At 58.6% G+C, this 24137-nt stretch carries 23 protein-coding genes; 16 read left to right on the top strand and 7 right to left on the bottom strand.

Annotation, left to right across the window (positions count from 1 at the left end):
• Positions 1–114 precede the first annotated feature (114 nt).
• On the bottom strand, positions 115–2535 hold the full coding sequence (gene plsB, locus M2367_RS18275; RefSeq protein ID WP_259237669.1) for a glycerol-3-phosphate 1-O-acyltransferase PlsB: 2421 nt from the start codon (positions 2533–2535) through the stop codon (positions 115–117).
• Positions 2536–2738: 203 nt separating this feature from the next.
• Here plsB and lexA point away from each other — a divergent pair, with 203 nt between their 5' ends.
• From lexA to M2367_RS18250, 5 genes are all read left to right on the top strand, one after another.
• Positions 2739–3368 (top strand): transcriptional repressor LexA, encoded by a 630-nt coding sequence (gene lexA, locus M2367_RS18270; RefSeq protein ID WP_042042748.1) that lies wholly within the window; start codon positions 2739–2741, stop codon positions 3366–3368.
• 170 nt (positions 3369–3538) lie between these two features.
• Positions 3539–4678 carry a cytochrome c oxidase subunit II gene (gene coxB, locus M2367_RS18265; RefSeq protein ID WP_259237664.1) on the top strand — a complete coding sequence of 380 codons (1140 nt, stop codon included), beginning with the start codon at positions 3539–3541 and terminating at the stop codon, positions 4676–4678.
• An 11-nt stretch (positions 4679–4689) separates the two neighbouring features.
• Positions 4690–6273, top strand: a complete 1584-nt coding sequence (gene ctaD, locus M2367_RS18260) for a cytochrome c oxidase subunit I (RefSeq protein ID WP_224431551.1) — start codon at positions 4690–4692, stop codon at positions 6271–6273.
• 1 nt (position 6274) lies between these two features.
• The gene (locus tag M2367_RS18255) at positions 6275–6811 is read left to right on the top strand and encodes a cytochrome c oxidase assembly protein (RefSeq protein ID WP_259237661.1); all 537 of its coding nucleotides are present in this window, start codon (positions 6275–6277) and stop codon (positions 6809–6811) included.
• Between the two features lie 46 nt (positions 6812–6857).
• The gene (locus M2367_RS18250) at positions 6858–7715 is read left to right on the top strand and encodes a cytochrome c oxidase subunit 3 (protein ID WP_224431549.1); all 858 of its coding nucleotides are present in this window, start codon (positions 6858–6860) and stop codon (positions 7713–7715) included.
• Positions 7716–7722: 7 nt separating this feature from the next.
• Here M2367_RS18250 and M2367_RS18245 read toward each other — a convergent pair whose 3' ends face one another.
• On the bottom strand, positions 7723–7929 hold the full coding sequence (locus tag M2367_RS18245) for a DUF2909 family protein (RefSeq protein WP_224431548.1): 207 nt from the start codon (positions 7927–7929) through the stop codon (positions 7723–7725).
• A gap of 87 nt (positions 7930–8016) precedes the next feature.
• Between M2367_RS18245 and M2367_RS18240 the strand changes: the two genes are divergently transcribed.
• Genes M2367_RS18240 through dinF form a run of 6 tightly spaced genes read left to right on the top strand, consistent with a single transcriptional unit; the run spans position 8017 to position 13077 of the window.
• Positions 8017–8703, top strand: coding sequence for an SURF1 family protein (locus M2367_RS18240; RefSeq protein ID WP_259237658.1), 687 nt, complete (start codon positions 8017–8019; stop codon positions 8701–8703).
• On the top strand, positions 8700–9170 hold the full coding sequence (locus M2367_RS18235; RefSeq protein WP_042042740.1) for a hypothetical protein: 471 nt from the start codon (positions 8700–8702) through the stop codon (positions 9168–9170). The genes M2367_RS18240 and M2367_RS18235 overlap by 4 nt, the downstream gene beginning before the upstream one ends.
• A gap of 40 nt (positions 9171–9210) precedes the next feature.
• Positions 9211–10197 (top strand): heme A synthase, encoded by a 987-nt coding sequence (locus M2367_RS18230; RefSeq protein ID WP_259237655.1) that lies wholly within the window; start codon positions 9211–9213, stop codon positions 10195–10197.
• Between the two features lies 1 nt (position 10198).
• Positions 10199–11095: a heme o synthase gene (gene cyoE / locus M2367_RS18225; RefSeq protein WP_259237653.1), complete on the top strand. Its 897-nt coding sequence runs from the start codon at positions 10199–10201 to the stop codon at positions 11093–11095.
• The gene (locus tag M2367_RS18220) at positions 11088–11714 is read left to right on the top strand and encodes an SCO family protein (protein ID WP_259237652.1); all 627 of its coding nucleotides are present in this window, start codon (positions 11088–11090) and stop codon (positions 11712–11714) included. The genes cyoE and M2367_RS18220 overlap by 8 nt, the downstream gene beginning before the upstream one ends.
• A gap of 4 nt (positions 11715–11718) precedes the next feature.
• Entirely contained in the window at positions 11719–13077 is a 1359-nt protein-coding gene (gene dinF, locus M2367_RS18215; RefSeq protein ID WP_259237650.1) for an MATE family efflux transporter DinF, read from the top strand.
• Between the two features lie 94 nt (positions 13078–13171).
• Here dinF and trmL read toward each other — a convergent pair whose 3' ends face one another.
• The 3 genes from trmL to M2367_RS18200 form a co-directional block, all read right to left on the bottom strand.
• On the bottom strand, positions 13172–13636 hold the full coding sequence (gene trmL / locus M2367_RS18210; RefSeq protein ID WP_259237648.1) for a tRNA (uridine(34)/cytosine(34)/5-carboxymethylaminomethyluridine(34)-2'-O)-methyltransferase TrmL: 465 nt from the start codon (positions 13634–13636) through the stop codon (positions 13172–13174).
• A 67-nt stretch (positions 13637–13703) separates the two neighbouring features.
• A complete protein-coding gene (locus M2367_RS18205) occupies positions 13704–15056 on the bottom strand; it encodes an ATP-binding protein (RefSeq protein WP_259237646.1) in 1353 nt (450 codons plus the stop codon).
• On the bottom strand, positions 15053–15745 hold the full coding sequence (locus M2367_RS18200) for a response regulator (protein WP_259237642.1): 693 nt from the start codon (positions 15743–15745) through the stop codon (positions 15053–15055). The genes M2367_RS18205 and M2367_RS18200 overlap by 4 nt, the downstream gene beginning before the upstream one ends.
• Before the next feature lie 87 nt (positions 15746–15832).
• Here M2367_RS18200 and M2367_RS18195 point away from each other — a divergent pair, with 87 nt between their 5' ends.
• From M2367_RS18195 to M2367_RS18180, 4 genes are all read left to right on the top strand, one after another.
• Positions 15833–16744: a cation diffusion facilitator family transporter gene (locus tag M2367_RS18195; RefSeq protein WP_042042732.1), complete on the top strand. Its 912-nt coding sequence runs from the start codon at positions 15833–15835 to the stop codon at positions 16742–16744.
• A gap of 8 nt (positions 16745–16752) precedes the next feature.
• The gene (gene cysE, locus M2367_RS18190) at positions 16753–17532 is read left to right on the top strand and encodes a serine O-acetyltransferase (protein ID WP_042042730.1); all 780 of its coding nucleotides are present in this window, start codon (positions 16753–16755) and stop codon (positions 17530–17532) included.
• 20 nt (positions 17533–17552) lie between these two features.
• Positions 17553–18833 carry a hypothetical protein gene (locus M2367_RS18185; RefSeq protein ID WP_259237640.1) on the top strand — a complete coding sequence of 427 codons (1281 nt, stop codon included), beginning with the start codon at positions 17553–17555 and terminating at the stop codon, positions 18831–18833.
• Positions 18834–19002: 169 nt separating this feature from the next.
• Complete coding sequence (locus tag M2367_RS18180) at positions 19003–19212, top strand: cell division protein ZapB (protein WP_042042726.1); 210 nt, start codon at positions 19003–19005, stop codon at positions 19210–19212.
• 126 nt (positions 19213–19338) lie between these two features.
• Here M2367_RS18180 and elbB read toward each other — a convergent pair whose 3' ends face one another.
• Positions 19339–19992, bottom strand: coding sequence for an isoprenoid biosynthesis glyoxalase ElbB (gene elbB, locus M2367_RS18175; protein WP_042042725.1), 654 nt, complete (start codon positions 19990–19992; stop codon positions 19339–19341).
• 402 nt (positions 19993–20394) lie between these two features.
• On the opposite strand from elbB, the gene polA reads away from it, so the two are divergent.
• Positions 20395–23145 carry a DNA polymerase I gene (gene polA, locus M2367_RS18170; protein ID WP_259237634.1) on the top strand — a complete coding sequence of 917 codons (2751 nt, stop codon included), beginning with the start codon at positions 20395–20397 and terminating at the stop codon, positions 23143–23145.
• A 90-nt stretch (positions 23146–23235) separates the two neighbouring features.
• On the opposite strand, the gene M2367_RS18165 is transcribed toward polA, so the two are convergent.
• Positions 23236–23775 carry a gamma carbonic anhydrase family protein gene (locus M2367_RS18165; RefSeq protein ID WP_259237632.1) on the bottom strand — a complete coding sequence of 180 codons (540 nt, stop codon included), beginning with the start codon at positions 23773–23775 and terminating at the stop codon, positions 23236–23238.
• Positions 23776–24137 lie beyond the last annotated feature (362 nt).

Here is a 24137-nt window from a genome sequence, read left to right as displayed (position 1 = left end):
GGCCTTCATTGCATTGGTGTGGGCCGCGTCATGGGGGCGCGGCATAGACAAGGGGCCCCGTGCTGGGGCCCCTTGGTTCTTGCTTTGCACTCCCATTCAATCAGCGGGTCTGGCTTACTGGTTGCCCGCCCGTATGGTGCGGCGGATCTTGTTGCTGAGCAGGGGCAGTATGTTGTCGGCCAGGGCCTGGAAGCGCCCGAGGTCGGGCTTGCTGCCCGAGTCCAGATACCCTTCGCTGCGCAGGGTATGGATCAGGGTGCTAAACAGCTTCTGGTCGAAGAACTCGGGGGCATTGATGCCATGCAGAGTACCGAGTCGCTCCGCCATCATCAGGCCGTCAGCCTCCAGCTGTTCAGCTTCTATGCGAGGCTGGGCAAGCATGCGAGTCAGCACTATGGCATAGCGCTGCAGCGTCTCCTGGATACTCTCGGCCAGCAACAGCAGGCGCATCTGGTTACCGAGGTTGACCCAGTGACCGCCATCTCGGGACTCGATCAGTTGCTGGCGTTGCAGCTCGGCCAGCAGGGCATCGATCAGACTGGGCAGCTCATCCTCTTCATAACGCAGGAACAGCTCCGTCTTGAGCAGGGGATAGATGTCGATGCAGCGAGCCACAATCTCGTTGCGAGAGATCCCCTCGCAACGCTCGATCAACGCCGCCACCAGGGAGGGCAGGGCGAACAGGTGCAAGATATTGTTGCGGTAGTAGGTCAGCAGGATCGCCTGATAGCGGTCCAGGCTGATGATCTGCCCCAGCTTGTCTTCGCTGACCTGAAACTTGTTGAGCTCCATGGCCTGATCCAGCAGATCCTTGGCATCCGCTTCCGGCAAGGTGCTGTGCTCGCTGTAGGGTACCTGTTTGAGCAAATCCAGATAGGTATTGAGCTGGGCCTGCAACTCGTCGCGGGTCAAGGCATGACGCTCGGCGGCCAGCAGTGCCAGGGCGCTCAGGGTCAGGCCGTTGACGGCGGCGGCGTCATTGATGCGGGTCATCAGCAGCTCGGCCAGCCGGGTGACGGTGGGCGCCATCCACTCCGGGCGTTCGTCCCGACCAATATCAGCCTTCCATTCGGGCACATGCTCGTTGAGATAACCATTGAGGGTCAGTGGCTCACCGAAGTTGACGAAGCCACGGCCATAGTTGCGCAGCTTGCGCAGTATGCCCAGCACCTGCAGGAAGCTCTCTTTCTCCTTGCGGCTGCCCTTGAGCTCGTTATGGTAGGTGTTGACCTCCATCACGTGTTCGTAGCCCAGATAGACGGGAACCAGAGTCACCGGCCTGTCCAGGCCACGCATCATGGCCTGCAGCGTCATGGCCAGCATGCCGGTCTTGGGGGGGAGCAGGCGACCGGTGCGCGAACGTCCGCCCTCGGTGAAGAACTCCACCGAATAACCCTTGGCAAACAGCAGGTTGAGGTATTCACGGAACACAGTGCTGTAGAGGGGATTGCCCTTGAAGGTGCGGCGAATGAAGAAAGCACCGCCACGGCGGAACAGGGGACCGGCCGGCCAGAAGTTGAGGTTGATGCCCGCGGCGATATGAGGCGGCACCATGCCCTGGTGGTAGATGACGTAGGAGAGCAGCAGATAGTCCATGTGGCTGCGATGGCAGGGCACATAGACGATCTCGTGGCCCTCCTGGGCCAGTTGCCGTACCTTCTCGGCGCCATTGACCGAGAGGCCGCGGTAGAGTTTGTTCCAGAGCCAGCCGAGGAAGCTCTCCCCTAGCCGGATCAGCCGATAGGAGAAGTCAGACGCGATCTCATCCATGTAGTCATGGGCGCGCTTCTGGGCCTTGTCGAGGCTGATATTATCGCGCTCAGCCTCTTCCTCTATGGCCTGCTGAATCACCCCGGAGTCCAGAAGCTGCCTGAATAACAGGGTGCGATTAGGCAGCTTGGGGCCGGTCGCGGCCAGCTGCTGGCGACTGAAGTGGATGCGAGCGACTCGCGCCAGCTTGTGGGCGATGGCCTGATCTGTGCCATGTTTGTCAGCCATCTGGCGCAGGGAGAGCGGCGGCGAGAAGCGCACCAGGTTTTCCCGGCCCTTGAGGATCACGATCAGCGCTTTCTTGAGCCGGTTGGGGGCCAGGCTACTGATGATGTTCCAGCCGGAGGCTTCTTCTCCTTCACGGCCCGGGGCGCGGCCCCAGAACAGAGTGATGGGCACTATCTGTACGTCCAGCCCGGCATCACGCTTATGCAGATCCAGTAACTGCTGAAACTCTTGCAGGAAGGGGAGTGGCTTGCTGCGAGCACCAAACAGGGGGGGGGGGCGGTCGAGGCAGACGTAGCGAGGGACGGTTTCTCCTCCCAGTGTCAGGGGGGTGAAAGGGCCCGGCAGGTCGAGATCTTCACAGCACTGCTGAAGGGTCAGCAGATCGGTGATTGAACTGGTTTTCAGGGCATAGACTATGGGTCTGGCCGGGTCCAGGTCGAGCTCTGCGATGGGATTTTCCGGCAGGCTCTTGTGATTGACCAAGCCACTGACCGGCCACTGCAGTATGGCTCTGGAAATTCTCTGCCCAAGGGACATATGCGTCTGCTCTCCAAAAAAAGGCGGCGTGAGCATAGCAAATCATGCCGTGCTTGTCGCCGAGAGGTACGATGAGTCCGCGTTAGGGGACGGGATCCGGGTTATTTGAGCTCAGAGCGCGACAATTGTCAGTCGAACCTTGCCTTGGTCAACACACTGTATATACTGCCAGTGTGCTGTATAAAAAAACAGGTGCCAATCTTATGAAACCCCTTACTCCCCGCCAGGCTCAGGTGCTGGATCTTATCAAGGCCAACATGAGCGAGACCGGTATGCCGCCGACGCGTGCCGAGATCGCCCAGAAACTCGGCTTCAAGTCGGCCAATGCTGCTGAAGAACATCTAAAAGCCCTGGCCAAGAAAGGGGCCATAGAGATACTACCAGGCACTTCCCGTGGCATTCGTCTCTTGCTCGACGATGTCGAGGCGGCAGCGAACGAAGATCAGGGTTTACCGCTCATCGGCAAGGTCGCGGCCGGCGAGCCCATCCTGGCCCAGGAACATATCGAGAGCCACTATAAAGTCGATCCCGCTCTGTTTCACCCGAGAGCCGACTTCCTGCTGCGCGTGCAGGGCATGAGTATGAAGAACATCGGTATCATGGATGGTGATCTGCTCGCGGTACACAAGACCCAAGAGGTTCGCAACGGTCAAGTCGTGGTGGCGCGCCTCGATGAGGATGTGACTGTCAAACGCTTCCAGCGTAAAGGTAGCCAAGTGTGGCTGCTACCCGAAAACGAAGAGTTACAACCCATCGCCGTCGATCTGGCGAGTCAGCATCTCACCATTGAGGGGTTGGCGGTTGGCGTGATCCGCAACGCTGACTGGATGTAACCCCAGGCCCCGTTGAGGGGCCTTGTTATTCCCGCCTGTTTTTTCAAATTCTTTTTTAACACTTTTTTCACACATTCTCATTTGCTGCTTTACTTAACCTGTCGATTGGCACCAAAGACCAATCTCAGGGAAGAAATGCCCGACAGGGCAGCGCTAAAAATGGGGGCAGAGTGAAAAGAGTCCTGATTACTCTCTCAATATTCCTGTGTGCCTGGAGCGGTGTTGCGCTCGGCAATGGTATGCGCTTCAACATGACGGAGGGTGTCAGCGCCGTCAGTCGTAACGTTTATGACTTGCACATGACCATTCTCATCATCTGCGCCTTGATAGGTCTGGTGGTGTTCGGGGTCATGTTCTGGGCCATCTGGCACCATCGGCAGGATAAGGGAGCGAAAGCCGCCCATTTCCACGAGAGTACCAGAGTCGAGATCCTCTGGACCCTGATCCCTTTCCTCATCCTCATTGGCATGGCCATTCCGGCCACTCGTACCCTGATCGCCATGGAAGATACAACCGATGCCGACCTGACTGTGCAGATAACGGGGTCGCAGTGGAAGTGGCATTACCGCTACTTCGATGATGGCGTCGAATACTACAGCCTGCTGGCGACGCCTCAGGCGCAGATCGATAACAAGCGCAACAAAGGAGAGAACTACCTGCTCGAGGTGGATCGCCCCTTGGTGCTGCCCACTGGCAAGAAGGTACGTTTTCTCATCACCTCCCAAGATGTGATCCACTCCTGGTGGGTGCCCGCTTTCGCGGTGAAGAAGGATGCCAACCCAGGCTTCATCAACGAGGCATGGACCCGTATCGATCAACCCGGTATCTATCGCGGCCAATGTGCCGAGTTGTGCGGCAAGGGACATGGTTTCATGCCCATAGTGGTGATCGCCAAGTCTGAGGACGAGTTTAATCAGTGGTTGAGCAAGACCCGAACCGAGCAGCTGGCGGCCAAGGAGCAGGAGCAGAAACTGCTGGCCATGACCATGAGTCGGGACGAATTGATGAAACTTGGCGAGAAGATCTATCTGGGCCACTGCGCCGCCTGTCATATGGCGAATGGAGCAGGGGTGCCTGGTGCTTTCCCCGCTCTCAAAGGCAGCCCCATTGCGATGGGCCCCAAGGCGGATCACCTGGAGCGGGTACTGCACGGAAAACCAGGGACGGCCATGCAGGCCTTCGCCAATCAGCTAAGTCTGCAGGAGCTGTCAGCCGTGATCACCTATGAGCGCAATGCCTGGGGTAATAACAAGGGCGATGAAGTGCAGGCCAAGGATGTAGATGCCTTCCTCAAGGGAAAAACCAGGTAGGAGAGAGCAAGATGAGTGTCGTCACGGATGTCGATCATCAGGCAGAACATGGCCATAAGCCCAGAGGCTTGCTGCGTTGGTTGCTGACCACCAACCACAAGGACATTGGAACCCTCTATCTCTGGTTTAGTTTCGCCATGTTTTTAACCGGGGGAGCCATGGCCATGGTGATCCGGGCCGAGCTGTTCCAGCCGGGATTGCAACTGGTTGAGCCCGCCTTTTTCAACCAGATGACCACGGTTCACGGTCTGGTGATGGTATTTGGCGCCGTCATGCCCGCGTTCACCGGATTGGCCAACTGGATGATCCCCATGATGATTGGGGCACCAGACATGGCATTGCCGCGCATGAACAACTGGAGCTTCTGGATACTGCCATTCGCTTTCCTGATCCTGCTGGGGTCACTGTTCACCGAGGGTGGGGGCCCCAATTTCGGTTGGACCTTCTATGCGCCGCTCTCTACCCACTACTCCCCTGACAGCACGGCACTGTTTGTCTTTTCCATCCATATCATGGGGATCAGCTCCATCATGGGGGCCATTAACGTCATAGTGACCATCTGTAACCTGAGGGCGCCAGGCATGACTTGGATGAAGCTGCCTCTGTTCGTCTGGACCTGGCTAGTGACTGCCTTCTTACTGATCGCCGTCATGCCCGTGCTGGCCGGCGTGGTGACCATGGTGTTGACCGACAAATATTTCGGTACCAGCTTCTTTGATGCCGCCGGCGGTGGGGATCCCGTCATGTTCCAGCATATCTTCTGGTTCTTCGGTCACCCCGAGGTCTACATCATGATATTGCCGAGTTTTGGCATCATCTCGGCCATAGTCCCCACCTTCTCTCGCAAGCCACTGTTTGGCTATAGTTCCATGGTCTATGCCACCGCCTCGATTGCCGGGCTGAGCTTCCTGGTGTGGGCTCATCATATGTTCACCACTGGCATGCCGGTGTTCGCCGAACTCTTCGTCATGTATTGCACCATGCTCATTTCGGTGCCAACTGGCGTGAAGGTATTCAACTGGGTGGCTACCATGTGGCGCGGGTCGCTCAGCTTTGAGGTGCCCATGCTGTTCGCCATTGCCTTCATAGTGCTGTTTACCATGGGGGGATTCTCCGGGCTGATGCTGGCCATCACACCGGCGGACTTTCAGTATCACGATACCTACTTCGTGGTGGCACATTTTCATTATGTACTGGTGACGGGGGCCATTTTCTCCATCATGGCTGCGGCGTATTACTGGCTCCCTAAATGGACAGGGCACATGTATGACGAGCGGCTCGGCCAGTGGCATTTCTGGTGTTCCGTCATCTCGGTCAATGTCTTGTTCTTCCCGATGCATTTCCTCGGTCTGGCAGGCATGCCACGGCGGATCCCTGATTATTCAATCCAGTTTGCCGATGTGAACAGCATCGTCAGCCTGGGGGGATTCGCATTCGGTCTGTCCCAATTCATCTTTCTCTACGTGGTGATCAAATGCATCCGAGGTGGCGCCGCCGCACCAGCCAAACCCTGGGATGGTGCCCAGGGTCTGGAGTGGGAAGTGCCATCGCCAGCGCCATACCACACCTTCACAACTCCTCCCGAGGTGAAGTGACATGCATGCAAAGCTCACCCTCAAACTGGTGCTGATCACGCTACTGATGTTCGGGTTTGGTTATGCGCTTGTGCCTTTGTATGACGTTCTGTGCCAGATCACGGGGATAAACGGCAAGACTGAGCCGGTGGCGGCTGCGGCCGCCAGCGGAGAGGTTGACCGATCCCGCACAGTGACATTGGAACTGGTTGCCTATCCCTTCCCGGGCTTCGAGGGCAAATTTGCCCCGATCGTACAACGGATAGAAGTGCATCCTGGCGAGCTGAGTAGCACCCATTTCATGGTCGAGAATCTGGCGGATAGTGCCAGGGTCTTGCAAGCCGTACCCTCAGTGACCCCCGGGCTGGGGGCCCGTTATCTGCACAAGACAGAGTGCTTCTGTTTTCAGCAGCAGCACTTGGCCATCGGGGAGAGAGCGGAGCTGCCGCTGCGTTTCTATATCGATCAGGCCCTGCCAGCCGAGATGCATACCCTGACACTCTCCTACACCCTGTATGACGTGACCAAGGCGATGGGGCAGGGTGGTCAGAATGGCTGAAGAGATCCCACATGACGAGGCCTCGAGCCCCGTATCGGAGGCGAGTATGGCGAATAGCTACTATGTCCCGGCGCAGAGTCCCTGGCCCATCATGGGGGCTGTGGGTCTGTTCCTGATGGCATCCGGAGCCGGTACCCTGATAAGTCATGGCAGCCCGGGAGGATGGCTGTTATTGGCGGGCATCTTGACCATCATAGTCATGCTGTTTGGCTGGTTTGGTCACGTCATCAATGAGTCCATGAGCGGGCTCTACAGCGAGCAGATGGACAGATCTTTTCGTCAGGGAATGAGCTGGTTCATCTTCTCCGAGGTGATGTTCTTCGGCGCTTTCTTCGGTGCGCTGTTCTATGCAAGGGTGCTATCTGTTCCCTGGCTGGGTGGGGAACATTTTCATCACCTCAGTACTCACGAAGTGCTCTGGCCTGATTTCAAGGCCATCTGGCCATTGGTGACCACTCCCGGCGGCACCCGTACTGAAGCCATGCCCTGGCAGGGATTGCCACTGGCCAACACGCTGTTACTGCTCAGCTCCTCGGTGACCTTGCAGTTTGCCCACCAGGCCCTGGAACAGGGACATAGGAATAGGGTCAAGGTATTGCTCGGCAGCACTGTCCTGCTCGGTCTTCTTTTCCTTTCATTGCAGGTTTTCGAGTACTACCACGCCTATACAGAGATGGGGCTGACCCTCAAATCCGGCATCTATGGCAATACTTTCTTCATGCTGACCGGCTTCCACGGCATGCACGTATTCCTCGGCTCCCTCATGCTCTTCATCATGTGGCTCAGGGTGATGAAGGGACATTTCAATGCTCATCAACACTTTGCCTTTCTGGCAAGCGCCTGGTACTGGCATTTTGTTGATGTGGTCTGGCTCTGCCTGTTTGTTTTCGTCTATATCCTTTAGAGAGCGCTCATAAAGGCGAAGGGTTGAGGGTCAACATGCCGCTCAGCATGGCCAGCAGTAACAGGGCGACGAGTAGCACGGAGAAGAGCACTCTGCGTCCCAGGTAGTGGCTTGCTGGCAGGTGAGTCTGGCCCTTGACCAGTTGGAACAGGGCCCTGAACAGGGAAATCAGTACCATGGCGAGCAGTGATAACAGGAGCAATTTGATGATCATGGTCGTTACTCTCCGGGCGATGACGTGATTATAGGTGGCTTTGCAGGGGCAAAAGGAAGAGTTGGTCTGCTAGTGCTGGCCTTTGCCATGGCGTTGCTCATGGTCTGGCTAGGCAGTTGGCAGCTGACTCGTGCAGCGCAAAAGCGCCAGTTGCTTGACCAGATGCATCAGCGTGGCCAAGTCGAACTGAGTCTGCAGGACCTGTTGGTCAAGGAGGACAGGTATGGCTATCAACTCTCAATGGAAGGGGGATTTGCCCCAGGGATCACCCTCTTCCTCGATAACCAGGTTTATCAAGGGCGGCCGGGTTACCAGGTTTTACGCCCTATGGTTACGGCACAGGGGTTATTGCTGGTCGATCTGGGTTGGCTGCCCCAAGGACAAGATCGTCAGGTTATACCAGCTGTTTCACAACCGGCAGGAGAGTACCGAGTTCGAGGACGGGTGGCTCGCCCCTATCGTCCCCCTCTGCACCTCGGCGACGCGGAGGAAGAGTGGCCACATCGGCTCCAGGCGATAGATGTTCCCTGGCTGGCTAAGCAGTGGCATCAGCCGGTATTGCCCTTCGTACTGGTGCTAGAGGAAGGAGGGGCCTGGCCTGAGTTGGTACATCGCCAGCCTGAGATGCCGATGGCACCATCCCGGCATATAGGTTATGCCGTGCAGTGGTTTGTCATGACGTTGACCCTGATTGGCCTGACTGTTTGGTGGTGGCGCAAGACAGCCCACGAGGTTGAGGCTGAACATGCGCACAGAGATAAGGAGGCGAAATGAAGGCGACACCACTATTGGTCCTGGTGCTGGTGTTTTTGGCGTCTCCTGCTATTGCCTGGCTGGTGCTTAGCCAGCATTGGTTTCAGGGGGGGGCAACCGCCCAGGGAGAATGGGTGCAGGGCCAGGTGCCCCAACAGGGCCGCTGGCATCTGCTGTTGCCAACCGATACCGTTTGCGATGCCCGCTGCTCGGCGGGCGTCTATCTGTTGCACCAGAGCTGGTTAGCACTGGGCCAGGAGCGGGACCGGGTGGTTCCCATGCGCCTGGGCAGCGAGAGTTTGGATCCACTGATCAAGACTGCGGTGAATCAGACCGGGCTGGCGGAGGGTTACATCTATATCGCCGACCCCAGAGGACAGTTGGTCTTGCGTTATCCCATTGCCCTTACCGCAGGAAATGAACTGTCGGCCGGGGAGGCTCTGTTGGCAGACCTTCGCAAGTTATTGAAATTATCAAGAATCGGATAAAAACAATAAACCATCTGGCCTCATGGGCCTTGGGGGTGATATGCGCTGGATCAGTCTGTGTGCCTTGTTGCTCACGGCCGTGGTAGTCGTACTTGGGGCCTATACCCGTCTGACGGAGGCGGGCCTCGGCTGTCCGGACTGGCCAGGATGCTATGGTTTTCACATGGTTCCCAGTCAGAGCCATGAGCTGACATTGGCCGAGCATCGTTTCCCTGATACCCCATTGCAGCCGCACCTCGCCTGGAATGAGATGCTCCATCGCTATTGTGCCGGGGTGCTTGGTCTCATCATCCTTGCCATGACACTGGTTTCCCTCCTCCGGCGACAGGGCCGACTGCTCGCCTGCCTGACGTTTGGATTGGTACTGGGCCAGGCCTCACTGGGTATGCTGACGGTGACCATGAATCTCTTCCCCTTGGTGGTGATGGGCCATTTATTGGGGGGGATGACCATATTGGCGCTGCTCTGGCTGGCTAACTTGAGGCATTGGTCGGCGGGCACCGAGTCAACGCCCTCGACGCCCTATCCCCTCCGCACTCTCTGGCTGACCCGCATCGGTTTAGGGGTCTTGGTGCTGCAGATCGCATTAGGCGGCTGGACTTCGGCCAACTATGCGGCGCTCACCTGCCATCAACTGCCCTGGTGTGATGGGCCCTGGTGGCGCTGGCTCGATTTTATCCAGGCCTTCGACCCCATACCGCCGCCTAGCGATAGTTATCAATTCGGCGTATTGCCATATGGTGCTCGCATGACGATACAGCTAACCCATAGAAGTTGGGCCGTCGTCACCGGGCTTACCCTGCTGCTGCTGGCTTGGCGACTAGGTCGAGAGGGCCGGTTGGGTTTGGGATTGGTGCTGGCGAGCCTGGTATTGCTGCAAATAGTCTTGGGGGTGAGCAACATAGGTTTGTTGCTGCCGCTTCCGGTGGCACTGGCCCATCATGGGGTTGCTGCCTTGCTGCTACTCACCATGGTGACCATCTGGTTTGCGCTCGGTCGCCAGTCAGGCCGGATAAGGGAGATATGACATGATTCGAACCCATGGGTTGTACGCCACGGCCTGGTCGCGTTGGCAAGATTATCTGATGCTTACCAAACCCAAGGTGGTTGCTCTCCTGTTACTGACCGCGCTGGTGGGTATGTACCTCACCGGTCAGGTGCCTAGTCTCGGTCGGGTGTTTTTGACGCTGACCGGGATTGGCCTGGCGGCGGGAGGGGCGGCCGCCATCAATCATGTGCTGGACAGGCACATAGACTTGCGCATGGCGCGTACCCATCACAGACCGGTTGCGCGGGGCCGGATAGAGACGCAGCAGGCGATGGCCTTCGCTCTCTTGTTGTGTGTTGGCGGTATAGGCACGCTTTGGCTGGGGGTTAACGGGCTTACCGCCTGGCTGACGGCCTGCTCCTTGATCGGGTATGCCGTCGTCTACACCGTCTGGCTCAAGCGAGCGACACCGCAGAACATAGTGATCGGCGGCTTGGCGGGCGCCATGCCCCCTCTGCTTGGCTGGACGGCGGTAACGGGCTCCCTGGATCCCCACGCCCTGCTGCTGGTGGCCATCATCTTTACCTGGACCCCCCCCCATTTCTGGGCCTTGGCCATTCACAGGCGCGATGAATATGCGCGGGCGAATGTCCCCATGTTGCCGGTGACCCATGGCATCGAATTTACCAAGACCTGTGTGTTGCTCTATACCCTGTTGCTGACCCTGATCTGCCTGTTGCCCTGGGTGGTTGGCATGGCTGGGTGGGGTTATCTGCTCGGAAGTGTCTGCCTCAACCTGAGGTTCATTCAGTGGGCCTGGCGCCTCAAGTTCTCGCCGGATGCACAGACTGCGATACACTGCTTCAAATTTTCCATCACACACCTGATGGTACTCTTCATTGTCTTGTTGGCGGATCACTGGATTGATTATGGTTAAGTGGCGTTTTTCCCTGTTGTTGCTGGTATTTGTTGCGGGTGTTTCCACCGCCTGGTTTATCCATAAACCCAAAGAGCCTGAGGAGGCGACCTATTATCCGGTCGGACGCGATCTCGGCGCCTTCGCCCTGACCGATGCTGATGGCCAACCCTTCACACCCGCCAGTCTGCAGGAGCATTGGAGTTTCCTGTTTGTTGGCTATACCTTCTGCCCCGATGTCTGCCCTACCACGCTAGCTGATCTGAGGTCCATCTATCCCGATTTGAAGGCGCTGGATGCCCGTAGCCAAGTGGTATTTATCTCGGCGGACCCCCAGCGGGATACCGCAGAGCGTCTGAAGAGCTATGTCGCTTTCTTCCAGCCTGAATTCAAGGCGGCGACTGCCCCCCACGCGAACCTGTTCCCTTTCGTGCGCAACCTCGGCCTCATTTACTCCATCGCCGATCAGGGCGAGAAGGACTACCTGATCGATCACTCAGCCTCCATAGTGTTGGTCAATCCGCAGGGGCAGTTGCAGGCCATCTTCCGGCCCGACTCGGCCCCGGGTCAGGTGCCTCATGTGGTGATGAAAACGCTGGTATCGGATTTTTCCCGCATTCTGACCCTGTCCGGCAGCTGAGTTCATGTCTCTTTTGCCAGCCTGGTTACGGGACCCCGCCCGCCATGGCGCCGTGTTCGCCCTGGCGCTACCCATGGTCTTTTCCAACATCACTACCCCGCTGCTCGGCCTGGTGGATACCTGGGTCATCGGTCATCTGAGCCAGGCCTGGTTTCTTGGCGGTGTCTCGGTCGGTGCGACCCTGATCAACCTGATTTTCTGGCTGCTCGGCTTCCTGCGCATGTCGACCACAGGGCTGACGGCGCAAGCCCATGGCGCGGCCAGCGGCCGGGATCTGCTCGATACCCTGGCCCGAGCCATGGGGTTGGCCCTGGTCATGGGAGTGTTGGTCATGGCGCTGGTGTTGCCGCTGCTGCCACATATCATCGGCTTGAGCGGGGGCTCGGCCGAAGTGCAACACTATGCGGGTCAGTATGTGGCCGTGCGCATCTGGAGTGCGCCTGCGGCGCTGTGCAACCTGGTGATCATGGGCTGGCTGTTGGGATTGCAGGATGCGCGCAGCCCAATGGCACTGTTGATCCTGAGCAATCTCATCAACATGGTGCTGGATGCGCTATTCGTGTTGGGGCTGGGTTGGGAAGTCAAGGGGGCGGCGGCAGCCTCCCTCATCGCCGATTACTGTGCACTCGGGGTGGGCATCTGGCTGGTGAGTCGCCGCCTGCGATCCCTTGCGCCAGATGTCTGGCAAGGTGCCTTGAGCCGTTGGCGGCAGTGGCCAGCCTTGTTGCGCTTGCTGGGACTGAATCGGGATATTTTCATCCGTTCTCTCTGCCTGCAACTCTGTTTTGCCTTCATGACGCTGCAAGGGGCCCGGCTCGGTGATGTGACGGTGGCGGCCAATGCTGTCCTGCTCAATCTGCTGATGTTGATCTCTTACGGGCTGGATGGTTTTGCCTATGGCGCCGAGGCCATGGTGGGGCGTGCCATCGGTCGTCGTGACAGGCAGGGGCTGCGGGAGGTGATAGTGCTCAATCTGGGGTGGGCCCTGCTGGTAGCCGCGGGCTTCACCCTGATATTTGGCTTGGCGGGCCAGGCCCTGATCGCCAGTATCACCTCTCTGCCAGAGGTGATACTGGAGGCGCAGCGCAACTTGCCCTGGCTGGTAGTCATGCCGCTGCTGGCGGTCTGGTGCTTCCTGTTCGATGGGATCTTCATCGGTGCAACCCGGGCTAGAGAGATGCGTAACAGCATGTTGATCGCCGTATTTGCTGGCTTCTTCCCGGTCTGGTGGCTATGTCAGCCGCTGGGCAGCAGTGCGCTCTGGGCGGCGATGGCGGCGCTCATGGTCGGCCGGGGCTTAAGTCTTGGCCTGCTCTGCTGGCGCATGGAGCGCGATGGTCGACTGCTTGCCTCCTGCGGCTAAGTGGCCGCACAGTTGCCCCGTTCCGCCAGAATGAGAGAGCCCCTTTGCTAGCAAAGGGGCTCTTCTTGTTTAGGGCATACCCTTTCCGGGTCGATTACTGGGCGCCTTGGTAGCCCAGTTGACGCCAGCTCTCGTAGACAAACACGGACACCGCATTGGCGAGATTCATGCTGCGACTCTGGGGCACCATGGGGATGCGCAACCGTTGCTCGGGGGGCAGACTCTCGATGATCTCCATGGGCAGGCCACGGCTCTCCGGGCCAAATAGCAGGGCATCACCGAGGGCGAAGTGGACGGCCGAGTGCGCTCGGCTGCCCTTGGTGGTACAGGCAAACACGCGGGCAGGGGCTATCCCGGTCATGAAAGCCTCGAAGCTGGGCCAACGCTTCACCTCGGCAAACTCGTGGTAGTCCAGTCCGGCGCGCTTTACCCGTTTGTCGTCCCACTCAAAACCCAGGGGTTCTATCAGATGCAGCCGATAGCCGGTATTGGCACAGAGTCGGATGATATTGCCGGTATTGGGGGGAATTTCCGGTTGGTAGAGCACTATGTCGAGCATGACAACATCCTGATAGGGGCCTGAAGGGGCGCCAGCATACCCAGCACCCGCGGCAATGAAAAGAGACTCAGGTCAACGGCAAGGTGATGGTGATGAGCAGGCCATGGGGCTCGTTATGGCCGGCCGTGATGGTGCCGCAGTGGCGGCGCACCGCCTCGGCGGCGATGGCGAGTCCCAATCCTGTGCCCCCGGTCTGACTGTTACGAGCATCATCGACCCGGTAGAAAGGCTGGAACAGCAGTGCCAGCTGATCGGCGGGTACCCCGGCGCCATCATCGCGTATGGTCATGATCCAGTGCTGATCCGTGCTGCTCCAGTCAACTTCGATCAAGTCAGTGGCGTATTTGAGAGCGTTGCGCAGCGGGTTTTCCAGGGCGCGAGCCAGCAGCTCCGGCCACATCCGCAGGGCAATATCGGGCAAGGGAGGCACTCTGAGCTGTTTGCCGCTCTGGTGAGCCTCGAACAGCGCGTCATCCAGTATGGGATCGAGCAGGTCGGCGAGCTGATGGTGGCCCGGCGCTTCCACGTGTTGCTGGGCACGGGAGAGATCGAGCAGGTCGCCGATCAGCTTGTCGAGCCGACCAATCTCAGACTCGATCCTTGCCAGCTCGTTGCTGTCACCCTGCTTGCGGCGGATCAGGGCTTGGGCGAGCTGGATGCGGGTGAGCGGGCTGCGCAGCTCGTGGGAGATATCGGAGAGCAGTTGCTTCTGCTTCTGGATCATCAGCTTGAGCGTCTCCACCATGTGGCTGACGTTATCGGCCAACTGGCCTATCTCATCCCGCCTCTCGAGATTGGGGATGCGCGTTTCCAGCTCACCGGCCGCAATTTGGGAGACAGACTGCTGCAATTGCTGGATGGGGCGGGTCAGCCGCATGGCGAGCAGCAGGCAGAGCGGCGTGCTGATCAACATGGCGACCAGCAGGATCAGCACGGGGTGATCCAGGATCTGGATCACCAGAAACAGATAAGGGTTATCGACATTGAGCCCGAAGTAGACATGGTAGCTGTGGCCATTGTGCTCGAGCAGGAAGGGGCCGGCGATGGCGTCATCATGGTCCCGGCCCATCATGGGGCTGGTCAGCTGGTCCACCTCCAACATGAAGCGCATCACGAACTTGTCCGGTGGCGTGGTGGACTGCACCTGACCATCCTGGTCCCGCACATAGATGCTGCCCACCTGCATCAAACCGGCGACCTGCAGTGCCTGCTGCAAGTCGAACGCCTGGTCGGGGGGGGTCCCCTGCAGCAGGGCACTGACGTGCTGCTTCATGTAGAGCTGCTCTTTGGGGGGCAGGGGGATGGTGTTGCGGGGATCCAGGGATGGCAGGCTGATCACGACTGCCAGGATCAGCAGCAACATGCTCCAGAACCAGAGAAAGATCTGGCTGGAGAGGCCGTGGATGTTGTGGGGTTTCATGTTGCTTCCAGCCAGAGATAGCCGCGGCCCCGCACTGTCTTGAAGCGGGGCTGGCCATCGGGCCGCTCCGGCAGCTTCTTGCGCAGGTTGCTCAGATGCATGTCGATGGCGCGATCAAAGGGTTCGAGCTTCTTGCCAAGTACTTGCTCGGACAGCAGTTTCTTGCTGATGATCTGGCCCGGGCTGCGCAGCAGGCATTCGAGCAAGCCAAATTCGGTTGCGGTCAGATCCAGCTCTCTTCCGGCACAGCGAGCTTGCTGCAAGCCGGGTTGTAGCTGAATGTCCATAAACGACACTTCATCGGCACCCAGCTTTTGCGTGCTGGAGTGCTGAGTACGGCGCAGTATGGCGCGAATGCGGGCGAGCAATTCCCGGTCGTCGAATGGCTTGGCCAGGTAGTCATCGGCGCCCGCTTCAAGGCCATTGACTCTGTCCTGACTGTCTCCCCGGGCGGTCAGCATCAACACAGGGGTGTCGAGGTGCTCGCGCAGGCGGGCCAGCATGGCGAACCCGTTGAGTCTGGGCATCATGACATCCAGCAATATCAGGTCGAACGCCTGCTCTGCCAGGCGTTGCAGCCCCTGTTCACCGTCGTCGGCCACGGTGACCTGAAAGCCTTCCAGGGTCAGGATCTCGTGCAGTAGTTGGGTGAGGTCCAGGTCGTCATCGACCAGCAGGATTCTGTTCATCTGTCGCCAGTTCCGATCATTTTTCGCGCCAAAGAGAAGGCAGGGTCAGGGTATAATAGTTTTTTAACCGCAAGAGGAAAGCCGGTTGTGAGCCATCAACAATATTCCCGCTGGGTCACCCTGGCCAGCGTGGCTGCCGTCGGCACCGCGAGCCTGCTTATCACCGCCAAGCTGATTGCCTGGTTGATGACCGACTCCTCCAGCCTGTTGGCCTCACTGACCGACTCTTTTATGGACGTCAGTGCCTCCCTCATCAACTTGTTTGCCATCCGCTATGCCCTGGTACCCGCCGATGAAGAGCACAAATTCGGTCACGGCAAGGCAGAGTCTCTGGCCGGGCTGGTCCAGTCAGCCTTCATCTCGGGCTCTGCCCTGCTGCTGGTGATGCACGGCATCTCTTCTCTCCTCAAGCAGGATCCCATAGTGCGGCTGGAGGCGGGGATATGGGTGAGCGCGGGATCCATAGTGTTGACCCTGGCACTGGTGACTTTCCAGCGATGGGTGGTGGCGCGCACCGGCAGTGTGGCCATCAAGGCGGACATGCTGCACTACCGATCCGATCTGCTGCTCAACGCGGGCGTCTTGCTCGCCCTGGTGTTGGCGGGGCAGGGTTGGTTCTGGGCGGATGGTCTCTTTGCCATAGTGATTGGCTTGTTCCTGGTATGGGGTGCCATCCAGATTGGCTATGAATCGGTACAGGCGCTGCTGGATCGCCAGTTGCCAGAGGAGGAACAAGCGAGAATAATAACTCTTTGCTGTCAGGTCCCAGGCGTACATGGGGTCCACGACCTGCGTACTCGCCAATCCGGCCCCACCCGGTTTGTACAGTTGCACCTTGAGCTGGATGATCAGCTCCCCCTGGTCAAGGCCCACCAGATCGCCGATGAGGCGGAAATGGCGGTGCGCCAAGGGTTTGAGCGGATGGATGTCATCATACATATGGACCCCATCTCAGTGGTGCTCAAGGAACAGCAAGGCCCTCCAATCGAACAACAGTAGGCAGTAACATGGATGATCTGGTTGCCCACACGTGGCAAAAAATTCAGCAGGAAGCGGGCAGGATGGCGGCGGAAGAGCCCATGCTGGCCAGCTTTTTCCACTCCACCATTCTCAATCATGAGACGCTGCGCTCGGCCTTGAGCTTCCAGTTGGCGAACAAGCTCGACAGCGCCACCATGCCCGCCATCGTCCTGCGCGAAGTAATAGAACTGGCGCTGCGTAGCGATCCTGGCCTGCTGGCCGTGGTGGCTGCGGATATTTGCGCCGTGCAGGAGCGCGATCCTGCGGTCGAGTTTTTCTCCACGCCACTGCTCTATCTCAAGGGCTTCCATGCCCTGCAGGGCTATCGGGTTGCCAACTGGCTATGGATGCAAGGGCGCAGGCCACTGGCGCTCTATCTGCAAAACCAGATATCCGTGGTGTTCGGGGTGGATGTGCATCCCGCGGCCCGGATCGGCAAGGGCATCATGTTCGACCATGCCACCGGCATTGTGGTCGGCGAGACGGCGGTGATCGAGGATGATGTCTCCATCTTGCAGAGCGTCACCCTGGGCGGGACCGGCAAGGCGGGTGGCGATCGCCATCCCAAGATCCGTGAAGGGGTCATGATAGGGGCGGGCGCCAAGGTGCTCGGCAATATCGAGGTCGGCATGGGCGCCAAGATAGGGGCGGGCAGCGTGGTGATCAACCCGGTGCCCCCCCATACGACCGTCGCCGGCGTGCCCGCCAAGATAGTGGGCCATCCCGACTGTGACAAACCCTCGCTGGACATGGACCAGTGTCTCTGAACTCTCATTAAGGCGGGCTCATGGCCAAGTTGTGGTCGGGATACTTGATCCTGGCAATGTGGCTGCTCAACCTGCTGCATCTTTACGGGGGGGTCTCGCCCTGGCCAGCGGCGCTGGCTGCCTGGCTCGCCTCATTGCTGACCTGGCCCAGGCTGGCGGGGGCGGCAAAACGGCAAGCCATGGCACTCTATGGCGCCGCATTGTTGCTACTGCTGTTCTCCCTCTGGCGCGGCGCCAGTCTCTCCCTCGGGGACTGGCTGCTACCCAACATCAATATGCTGACCATGTTTGCCGCCGTGAGTACCCTCAACCTGGCCAGTGCCGGCCTGCAGGGCGGCACTAACGCATGGTCGGGGCGCAAAGGACTGTGGAGCACGATGGCGAGCCTGAATTTGCTCGGCGCCGTCATCAACCTGTCTGTGCTCTTCATCATCGGTGATCGCCTGGAGCGCAATAACAGCCTGGAGCGGCGTCAGGTGATGGTGCTCAGCCGTATCTTCTGCGCTGCCGCCTTCTGGTCACCCTTCTTCGTGGCCATGGCCGTTGCCCTGACCTATGCCCCAGGGATGCAGCTCGCAAGCATCATGCCGTTCGGTATCGTCGGTGCCTTGCTGGCCATGGGGATCACCGCCTGGCAGGTGGAGAGGCTGGGAGCCATAGCGGAATTTCAAGGCTACCCGCTGCGCTTGCAGACCCTGCTCCTGCCGGTGGCCCTGGCCGTGGTGGTGGTAGTGGTCAAGCAGCTCTGGCCTGCACTCAGCATTCTGGCGGTGATCGCCCTGGTGGCACCCGCCCTTGCCCTGGTATTCATGCCGTCTCAGGGGCGTGCCATGGCGCTCAAGCGCCAGGTGGTGGAGCGTTTCCCCGCCATTGGTGGCCAGCTGGTGTTGTTCCTCGGGGCGGGTCTGCTGGCGGCCAGCATCAACAGCGCTCTCTCCACCTTTGCCTTCGGCGATCACGGTCTGCCGTTGTTCAATCACTTCGGCTGGCTCGAAGCCTGTTTGACCCTGTTGTTCATGCTGGTGGTCGCCATCTTCGGGGTGCATCCGTTGATCAGCATCTCGGGTCTGGCTCCCCTGATCTGGCCCCTGAACCCGGATCCCAGCCTGCTCGGCATGTGCTTCCTGCTTGGCTGGGGACTGGCGACGGGGACCAGCCCGCTGTCCGGGTCCAACCTGGCGCTGGCCGCTCGCTACAACCTGAGTGCTGCCCTGCTGCTGCGTTGGAATCTGCTCTACGGAGCCCTCATGTATCTGGTCGCCTGCCTGTTGATTGGGGGTTACCTGGCCTGGTCTGGCTGAGGCAGAGGCTGATGTGAAGGAAATAGACGCAGATTTGAGCTGGGAGGGCGTTGAGACCCCATTTTCCCTCGCTCCGGCTTGTTTGTGCCGAGCGGCTCAGGGTATGCTGGCCTCACGCGCTGGAATCGCCCTCTGTGGGGCATCGCAATTGAACAAATAGGTAGGCATCATGTCATTAGAAGTCCTTGAACAACTCGAATCCAAAGTCCAATCCGCCGTCGACAACATCTCTTTGCTGAAGATGGAACTGGACGATCTGAAGCAGCAGAACAATCAGCTGCAAGATGAGAACCATCAACTGCGCAATGAGCACGTTGCCTGGCAAGAGCGTCTGCGCGCCCTGCTCGGCAAGATCGATCAGATGGACGAAGCCATCTAAACGATCCGCCGCTGCACGCTGAAAGGCCGCTCATGGAGCGGCCTTTTCTTTGCTGACATCAGAGTGCCAAGGTGTGTGATGCAGCTCGCAGACCCTCAACCAGTCCCTGACTCTCTGGAGTAGCGTTCAACACATAGCGAGCAGCCGCTTGACCGTCTTCTCTATCCCATCGGCGGCGTCGACTATGTTATTGGCCAGCATGTAAGCCGGGGTCGAGATAACCCGGCGTTCCTCATCGACCACGCATTCGTTGACCGGGCAGTCGAGGTGGCTGGCGCCCATGGTCTCCATGGCGGTGGCAGTATCTGGGTCATTGCCTATGGTGGCCAGGGTGCCAGCGCCATAAACCAGGGGGATCATGGCGGGGGAGATGCAGATATAGGCGGCGGGCTTACGGGCATTGGCAAAGCTTCGACACGCCTTGAGCACGTCCGGCTGGATCTGGCATTGCGCGCCCTTGACGGCAAAATCACAGAGATTTTTGGCCGCACCAAAGCCTCCTGGCAGCAACAGGGCGTCAAAGTCGGCGCCATCTAGCTCGGCCACATCACGGATCTGGCCGCGGCAGAGGCGGGCCGCCTCGACCAGCACGTTTCTGCTCTCTCCCTCACTGACCGTTCCGGTCAGATGATTGATGACATGCAGCTGGGGAACATCGGGGGCAAAGCACTGATACGTTGCGCCTTGGCGTGCCAGGGCCAGCAGGCTGATCACCGCTTCATGGATTTCACTGCCATCAAACACACCACAGCCACTCAAGATCACGGCCACTTTTTTCATGGGGATACTCCTGGTTGTCGAAAATGTGAGCCAGGATGGAAACTGGCACTTTGGTATGGTTATCGTTCACCCCCGACTGGTCAAGTCACAGTGCTGTGCTAGGATTGTTTCGTTTTGGATCCTGCCTTACCAATCCCCTTAAAATTTTTTCCACATTTGCCTAGATCATCAAAGCTGCAACATCACATCGCTGTTGCTTTGTATGTCTTTGGTTTTAAATGTTTTTTTTGTTTGTCTCTGTGTTTTATCACAGGGTTGGCTGCTGCATTGCTATTTTAGACACAGAGTTATCCACAGATTTTGGTTGGCATTCAGCCAGTAATCGGCTAGACCAGCCCCCTTGGTGCTGCCGTGCCCCTGTGGCATCCTAGCGGCTGTTTATTTCTCTGGCAGGACGACTTCATGGCCCCTAGCAATCCCCTCATTCTGGTCGACGGTTCTTCATACCTGTATCGCGCCTTCTTCGCCTCCCAACAGGCTGACCTTCGTACCTCGACCGGATTGCCAAGTGGCGCCGTGCGGGTGATGGCCAACATGATGCGCAGCCTGCGCAAACAGTACCCCGACAGTCATGTGGCTGTGGTGTTCGATGCCAAAGGCAAGACCTTCCGCGATGACATCTATCCGGACTACAAGGCTCAGCGCCCGCCCATGCCGGATGATCTGCGCAGTCAGGTTGCCCCCATCCACAAGATGATCAAGGCAATGGGTTTCCCCTTTCTGATGATCGAGGGGGTCGAAGCCGACGATGTGATAGGGACCCTGGCTTGCCAGGCGACCGAGAAGCAGTTGCCGGTGCTTATCAGCACCGGTGACAAGGACATGGCGCAGCTGGTCTCTGACCATGTCACCCTGATCGACACCATGAAGGATGTGAAGACCGATAGGGAGGGTGTCATCGAGAAGTTTGGCGTGCCGCCGGAACTCATCATCGACTATCTGGCCCTGATGGGGGACAAGGTCGACAACATCCCCGGCATGACGGGCGTCGGTGAGAAGACGGCGCTGGCCCTGCTGCAGGGGATCGGCAGCATCGACCAGATCGCCGCCAATCTGGACAAGGTCGCCGCCCTGGGTTTTCGTGGCTCCAAAGCATTTGCCGACAAGTTCCGCGAGCAGGAGCCGCAAGTGCGGCTCTCCTATGAGCTGGCGACCATCAAGACCGACGTTGAGCTGGAGCAATCCCTTGAGCAGCTGGTGCTGGGCCCTATCGACAAGGAGTCACTGCTGGCCGTCTACCGGGAATATGAGCTGCGCAACCTGGTCAAGGAGCTGGAGGGGAGTGACGATGCCACTGCTAATGAAGACGTACAGGCCGAGTCAGACAAGGCCGCTGTCATCGAGACCGACTATCAGTGTGTCTTGACCGAGGCTGAATTTGACAGCTGGTTGGGCAAGCTGGCCACGGCCGAGCTGTTTGCCTTCGACACCGAGACCACCAGTCTCGATTACATGGAGGCGCGCGTCGTCGGCGTCTCGTTCGCCATCGAGCCAGGCAAAGCCGCCTACGTGCCCTTTGGCCATGATTATCTGGGGGCGCCGGTTCAGCTGACCGAGGCGGTGGTACTGGGCAAGCTCAAGCCGCTGCTGGAAGATAGCACCCGCCTCAAGGTGGGTCAGAATCTCAAATACGACCGTAACGTGCTGCTCAATCATGGCATCGACCTGCAGGGTATCGCCTTCGACACCATGCTCGAATCCTATGTGTTCAACTCCACTGCCAGCCGTCACGACATGGACTCCCTGGCCAAGAAGTATCTGGGGGTGGACACCATCTCGTTCGAGGCGATCGCCGGCAAGGGCGCCAAGCAGCTTACCTTCAACCAGATTGAGCTGGAACAAGCCGCCCCCTATGCGGCGGAAGATGCCGACATTACCCTGCGCCTGCATCACGCTCTCTGGGGCCAGCTTGCTCAGGAGCCTTCCCTGGTCAAGGTGTTCCAGGAGATAGAGCTGCCCTTGTTGCCGGTGCTGGCACGCATGGAACTGCTGGGCACCACCATAGATCCCAAGCTGCTGCATCAACAGAGCCAGGAGATAGAGCAGCGTCTCAAAGAGCTGGAGGGTCAGGCTCACGAGCTGGCGGGTCAGGAGTTCAACCTCTCCTCCCCGAAACAGCTTGGAGAGATACTCTTCACCAAGCTGGCACTGCCCATCATCAAGAAGACTCCCAAGGGGGCGCCTTCCACGGCGGAAGAGGTGCTGGCCGAGCTGGCCGAGAACTATGAGTTGCCACGGCTTCTGATGGAACACCGCACGTTAGCCAAGCTCAAGTCGACTTATACCGACAAGCTGCCGCTGATGATCAAGTCCCAGACCGGACGGGTGCACACCTCCTATCATCAGGCGGTGGCGGCGACCGGCCGACTCTCGTCCACCGATCCCAACCTGCAGAATATTCCCATCCGCAACGAACAGGGACGCCGTATTCGTCAGGCCTTCGTGCCCATTTCGGGTTACAAACTGGTGGCGGCGGATTACTCCCAGATTGAGCTGCGCATCATGGCGCACCTCTCCGGAGACAAGGGGCTGTTGACCGCCTTTGCCGAGGGCAAGGATATCCACAAGGCGACCGCCGCCGAGGTATTTGGCGTTGCACTGGATGCGGTGACCACCGACATGCGCCGCAGTGCCAAGGCGATCAACTTCGGCCTGATCTATGGCATGAGCGCCTTTGGCCTTGCCAAGCAGCTGGGGATCGGCCGTGCCGAAGCGCAGAAATACATGGATCTCTATTTCGAACGCTACCCGGGGGTGCTCGACTACATGGAGCGCACTCGCCAGCAGGCCGAGGCGCAGGGCTATGTCGAGACCCTGTTCGGCCGTCGCCTCTATCTGCCTGACATCAAGTCCCGTAACGCGGGGCTGCGCAAAGGTGCCGAGCGCGCGGCTATCAATGCCCCCATGCAGGGGACTGCGGCGGATATCATCAAGCGCGCCATGATCCAGGTCGAGGCATGGCTGAACGGCATTGAGGATGACTCCATCCACATGATGATGCAGGTTCACGATGAACTGGTGTTCGAAGTCCGGGCGGACAAGGTTGAAGAGTATGTGCCCCTCATCAAGGCACTGATGTCGGGGGCGGCCGAATTGCATGTCCCCCTGGTCGTGGAAGCCGGAACGGGTGACAACTGGGATCAGGCCCATTAATAGCAAGGGCGTAGCTCTCCTCCTTATATAGAGGACACATTGTGAATGCAGACCCGGCCCGAGATCACATCAGGGCCGGGTCTTTCATTATCAGGCTTCTTGCAGGTATTCATCCTTGAGTAGGACATAGTTATCGGCCGACGTCTTGAGGAAGGCTATCTCGGCGGGTTTGAGGGGGCGAGCCTGCTTCACCGGATTGCCCATATAAAGGAAGCCCGACGCTAGTCGCTTGCCTGGCGGCACCAGACTGCCAGCACCCACCATCACCTCATCTTCGACCACGACCCCATCGAGAATGATGGCGCCCATGCCGATCAGCACCCGATTACCTATGGTGCAACCATGCAACATGGCCTTGTGACCGACGGTGACATCCTCGCCGATCAGCAGGGGATAGCCATCGGGGTTGCTGGCACTCCTGCGGCTGAGGTGCAATATGGTGCCATCTTGAATATTGCTGCGGGCGCCGATGCGGATGTGGTTCACGTCCCCCCGAGCGGCCACCATGGGCCAGATGCTGGCATCGTCACCGAGCTGGATGTCTCCCACCAGGGTGGCGCAGGGGTCTACATAGCTTCGGGCTCCCAGTTGTGGGCTTTTTCCCTTGTAAGGTCTCAGTCTCAGGTCCATCTCGGCCTCCTTGTTTTCGGCCATTCTAGCAATTCGGTGCGGATTCTGTGGATAAGTTTGTATAAAAGCTGTGGTTGGTTATGAATAACTCATAAAGTGCCGATTTTTACAGTTTTATTGCAGTTGGCCCCTTGCCAGCGCGATCAATCTCTCTATAATGCGCCACATCGACAGGGCAAGCGGCAACGCAAACAAGCTGGTCGGTGCCTCGAAAAAAGCCTTACCAAATAAGGCTTGACTCGAGAAGGCGGTTGAGTAGAATGCCAATCCCGCAGCGACGAAACGTTGCAACGCTCTTTAACAATTTGAATCAAGCAATCTGTGTGGGCACTCACAGCATCGAGCATCAAAATTAATTTTTG

Origin of the sequence: Aeromonas sp. BIGb0445 (assembly GCF_024809075.1) — a bacterium.
GTDB lineage: Bacteria > Pseudomonadota > Gammaproteobacteria > Enterobacterales > Aeromonadaceae > Aeromonas > Aeromonas rivuli.
The sequence above is the reverse complement of the archived record's forward strand: the minus strand, read 5'-3'. Positions and strand labels throughout refer to the sequence as shown.

Coding starts and splice junctions, on each gene's coding strand:
- plsB (WP_259237669.1), bottom strand. CDS start 2,535: ATGTCCCTTGGGCAGAGAATTTCCAGAGCCATACTGCAGTGGCCGGTC.
- lexA (WP_042042748.1), top strand. CDS start 2,739: ATGAAACCCCTTACTCCCCGCCAGGCTCAGGTGCTGGATCTTATCAAG.
- ctaD (WP_224431551.1), top strand. CDS start 4,690: ATGAGTGTCGTCACGGATGTCGATCATCAGGCAGAACATGGCCATAAG.
- M2367_RS18255 (WP_259237661.1), top strand. CDS start 6,275: ATGCATGCAAAGCTCACCCTCAAACTGGTGCTGATCACGCTACTGATG.
- M2367_RS18250 (WP_224431549.1), top strand. CDS start 6,858: ATGGCGAATAGCTACTATGTCCCGGCGCAGAGTCCCTGGCCCATCATG.
- M2367_RS18245 (WP_224431548.1), bottom strand. CDS start 7,929: ATGATCATCAAATTGCTCCTGTTATCACTGCTCGCCATGGTACTGATT.
- M2367_RS18240 (WP_259237658.1), top strand. CDS start 8,017: ATGGCGTTGCTCATGGTCTGGCTAGGCAGTTGGCAGCTGACTCGTGCA.
- M2367_RS18235 (WP_042042740.1), top strand. CDS start 8,700: ATGAAGGCGACACCACTATTGGTCCTGGTGCTGGTGTTTTTGGCGTCT.
- M2367_RS18230 (WP_259237655.1), top strand. CDS start 9,211: ATGCGCTGGATCAGTCTGTGTGCCTTGTTGCTCACGGCCGTGGTAGTC.
- cyoE (WP_259237653.1), top strand. CDS start 10,199: ATGATTCGAACCCATGGGTTGTACGCCACGGCCTGGTCGCGTTGGCAA.
- M2367_RS18220 (WP_259237652.1), top strand. CDS start 11,088: ATGGTTAAGTGGCGTTTTTCCCTGTTGTTGCTGGTATTTGTTGCGGGT.
- dinF (WP_259237650.1), top strand. CDS start 11,719: ATGTCTCTTTTGCCAGCCTGGTTACGGGACCCCGCCCGCCATGGCGCC.
- trmL (WP_259237648.1), bottom strand. CDS start 13,636: ATGCTCGACATAGTGCTCTACCAACCGGAAATTCCCCCCAATACCGGC.
- M2367_RS18205 (WP_259237646.1), bottom strand. CDS start 15,056: ATGAAACCCCACAACATCCACGGCCTCTCCAGCCAGATCTTTCTCTGG.
- M2367_RS18200 (WP_259237642.1), bottom strand. CDS start 15,745: ATGAACAGAATCCTGCTGGTCGATGACGACCTGGACCTCACCCAACTA.
- cysE (WP_042042730.1), top strand. CDS start 16,753: ATGGATGATCTGGTTGCCCACACGTGGCAAAAAATTCAGCAGGAAGCG.
- M2367_RS18185 (WP_259237640.1), top strand. CDS start 17,553: ATGGCCAAGTTGTGGTCGGGATACTTGATCCTGGCAATGTGGCTGCTC.
- M2367_RS18180 (WP_042042726.1), top strand. CDS start 19,003: ATGTCATTAGAAGTCCTTGAACAACTCGAATCCAAAGTCCAATCCGCC.
- elbB (WP_042042725.1), bottom strand. CDS start 19,992: ATGAAAAAAGTGGCCGTGATCTTGAGTGGCTGTGGTGTGTTTGATGGC.
- polA (WP_259237634.1), top strand. CDS start 20,395: ATGGCCCCTAGCAATCCCCTCATTCTGGTCGACGGTTCTTCATACCTG.
- M2367_RS18165 (WP_259237632.1), bottom strand. CDS start 23,775: ATGGACCTGAGACTGAGACCTTACAAGGGAAAAAGCCCACAACTGGGA.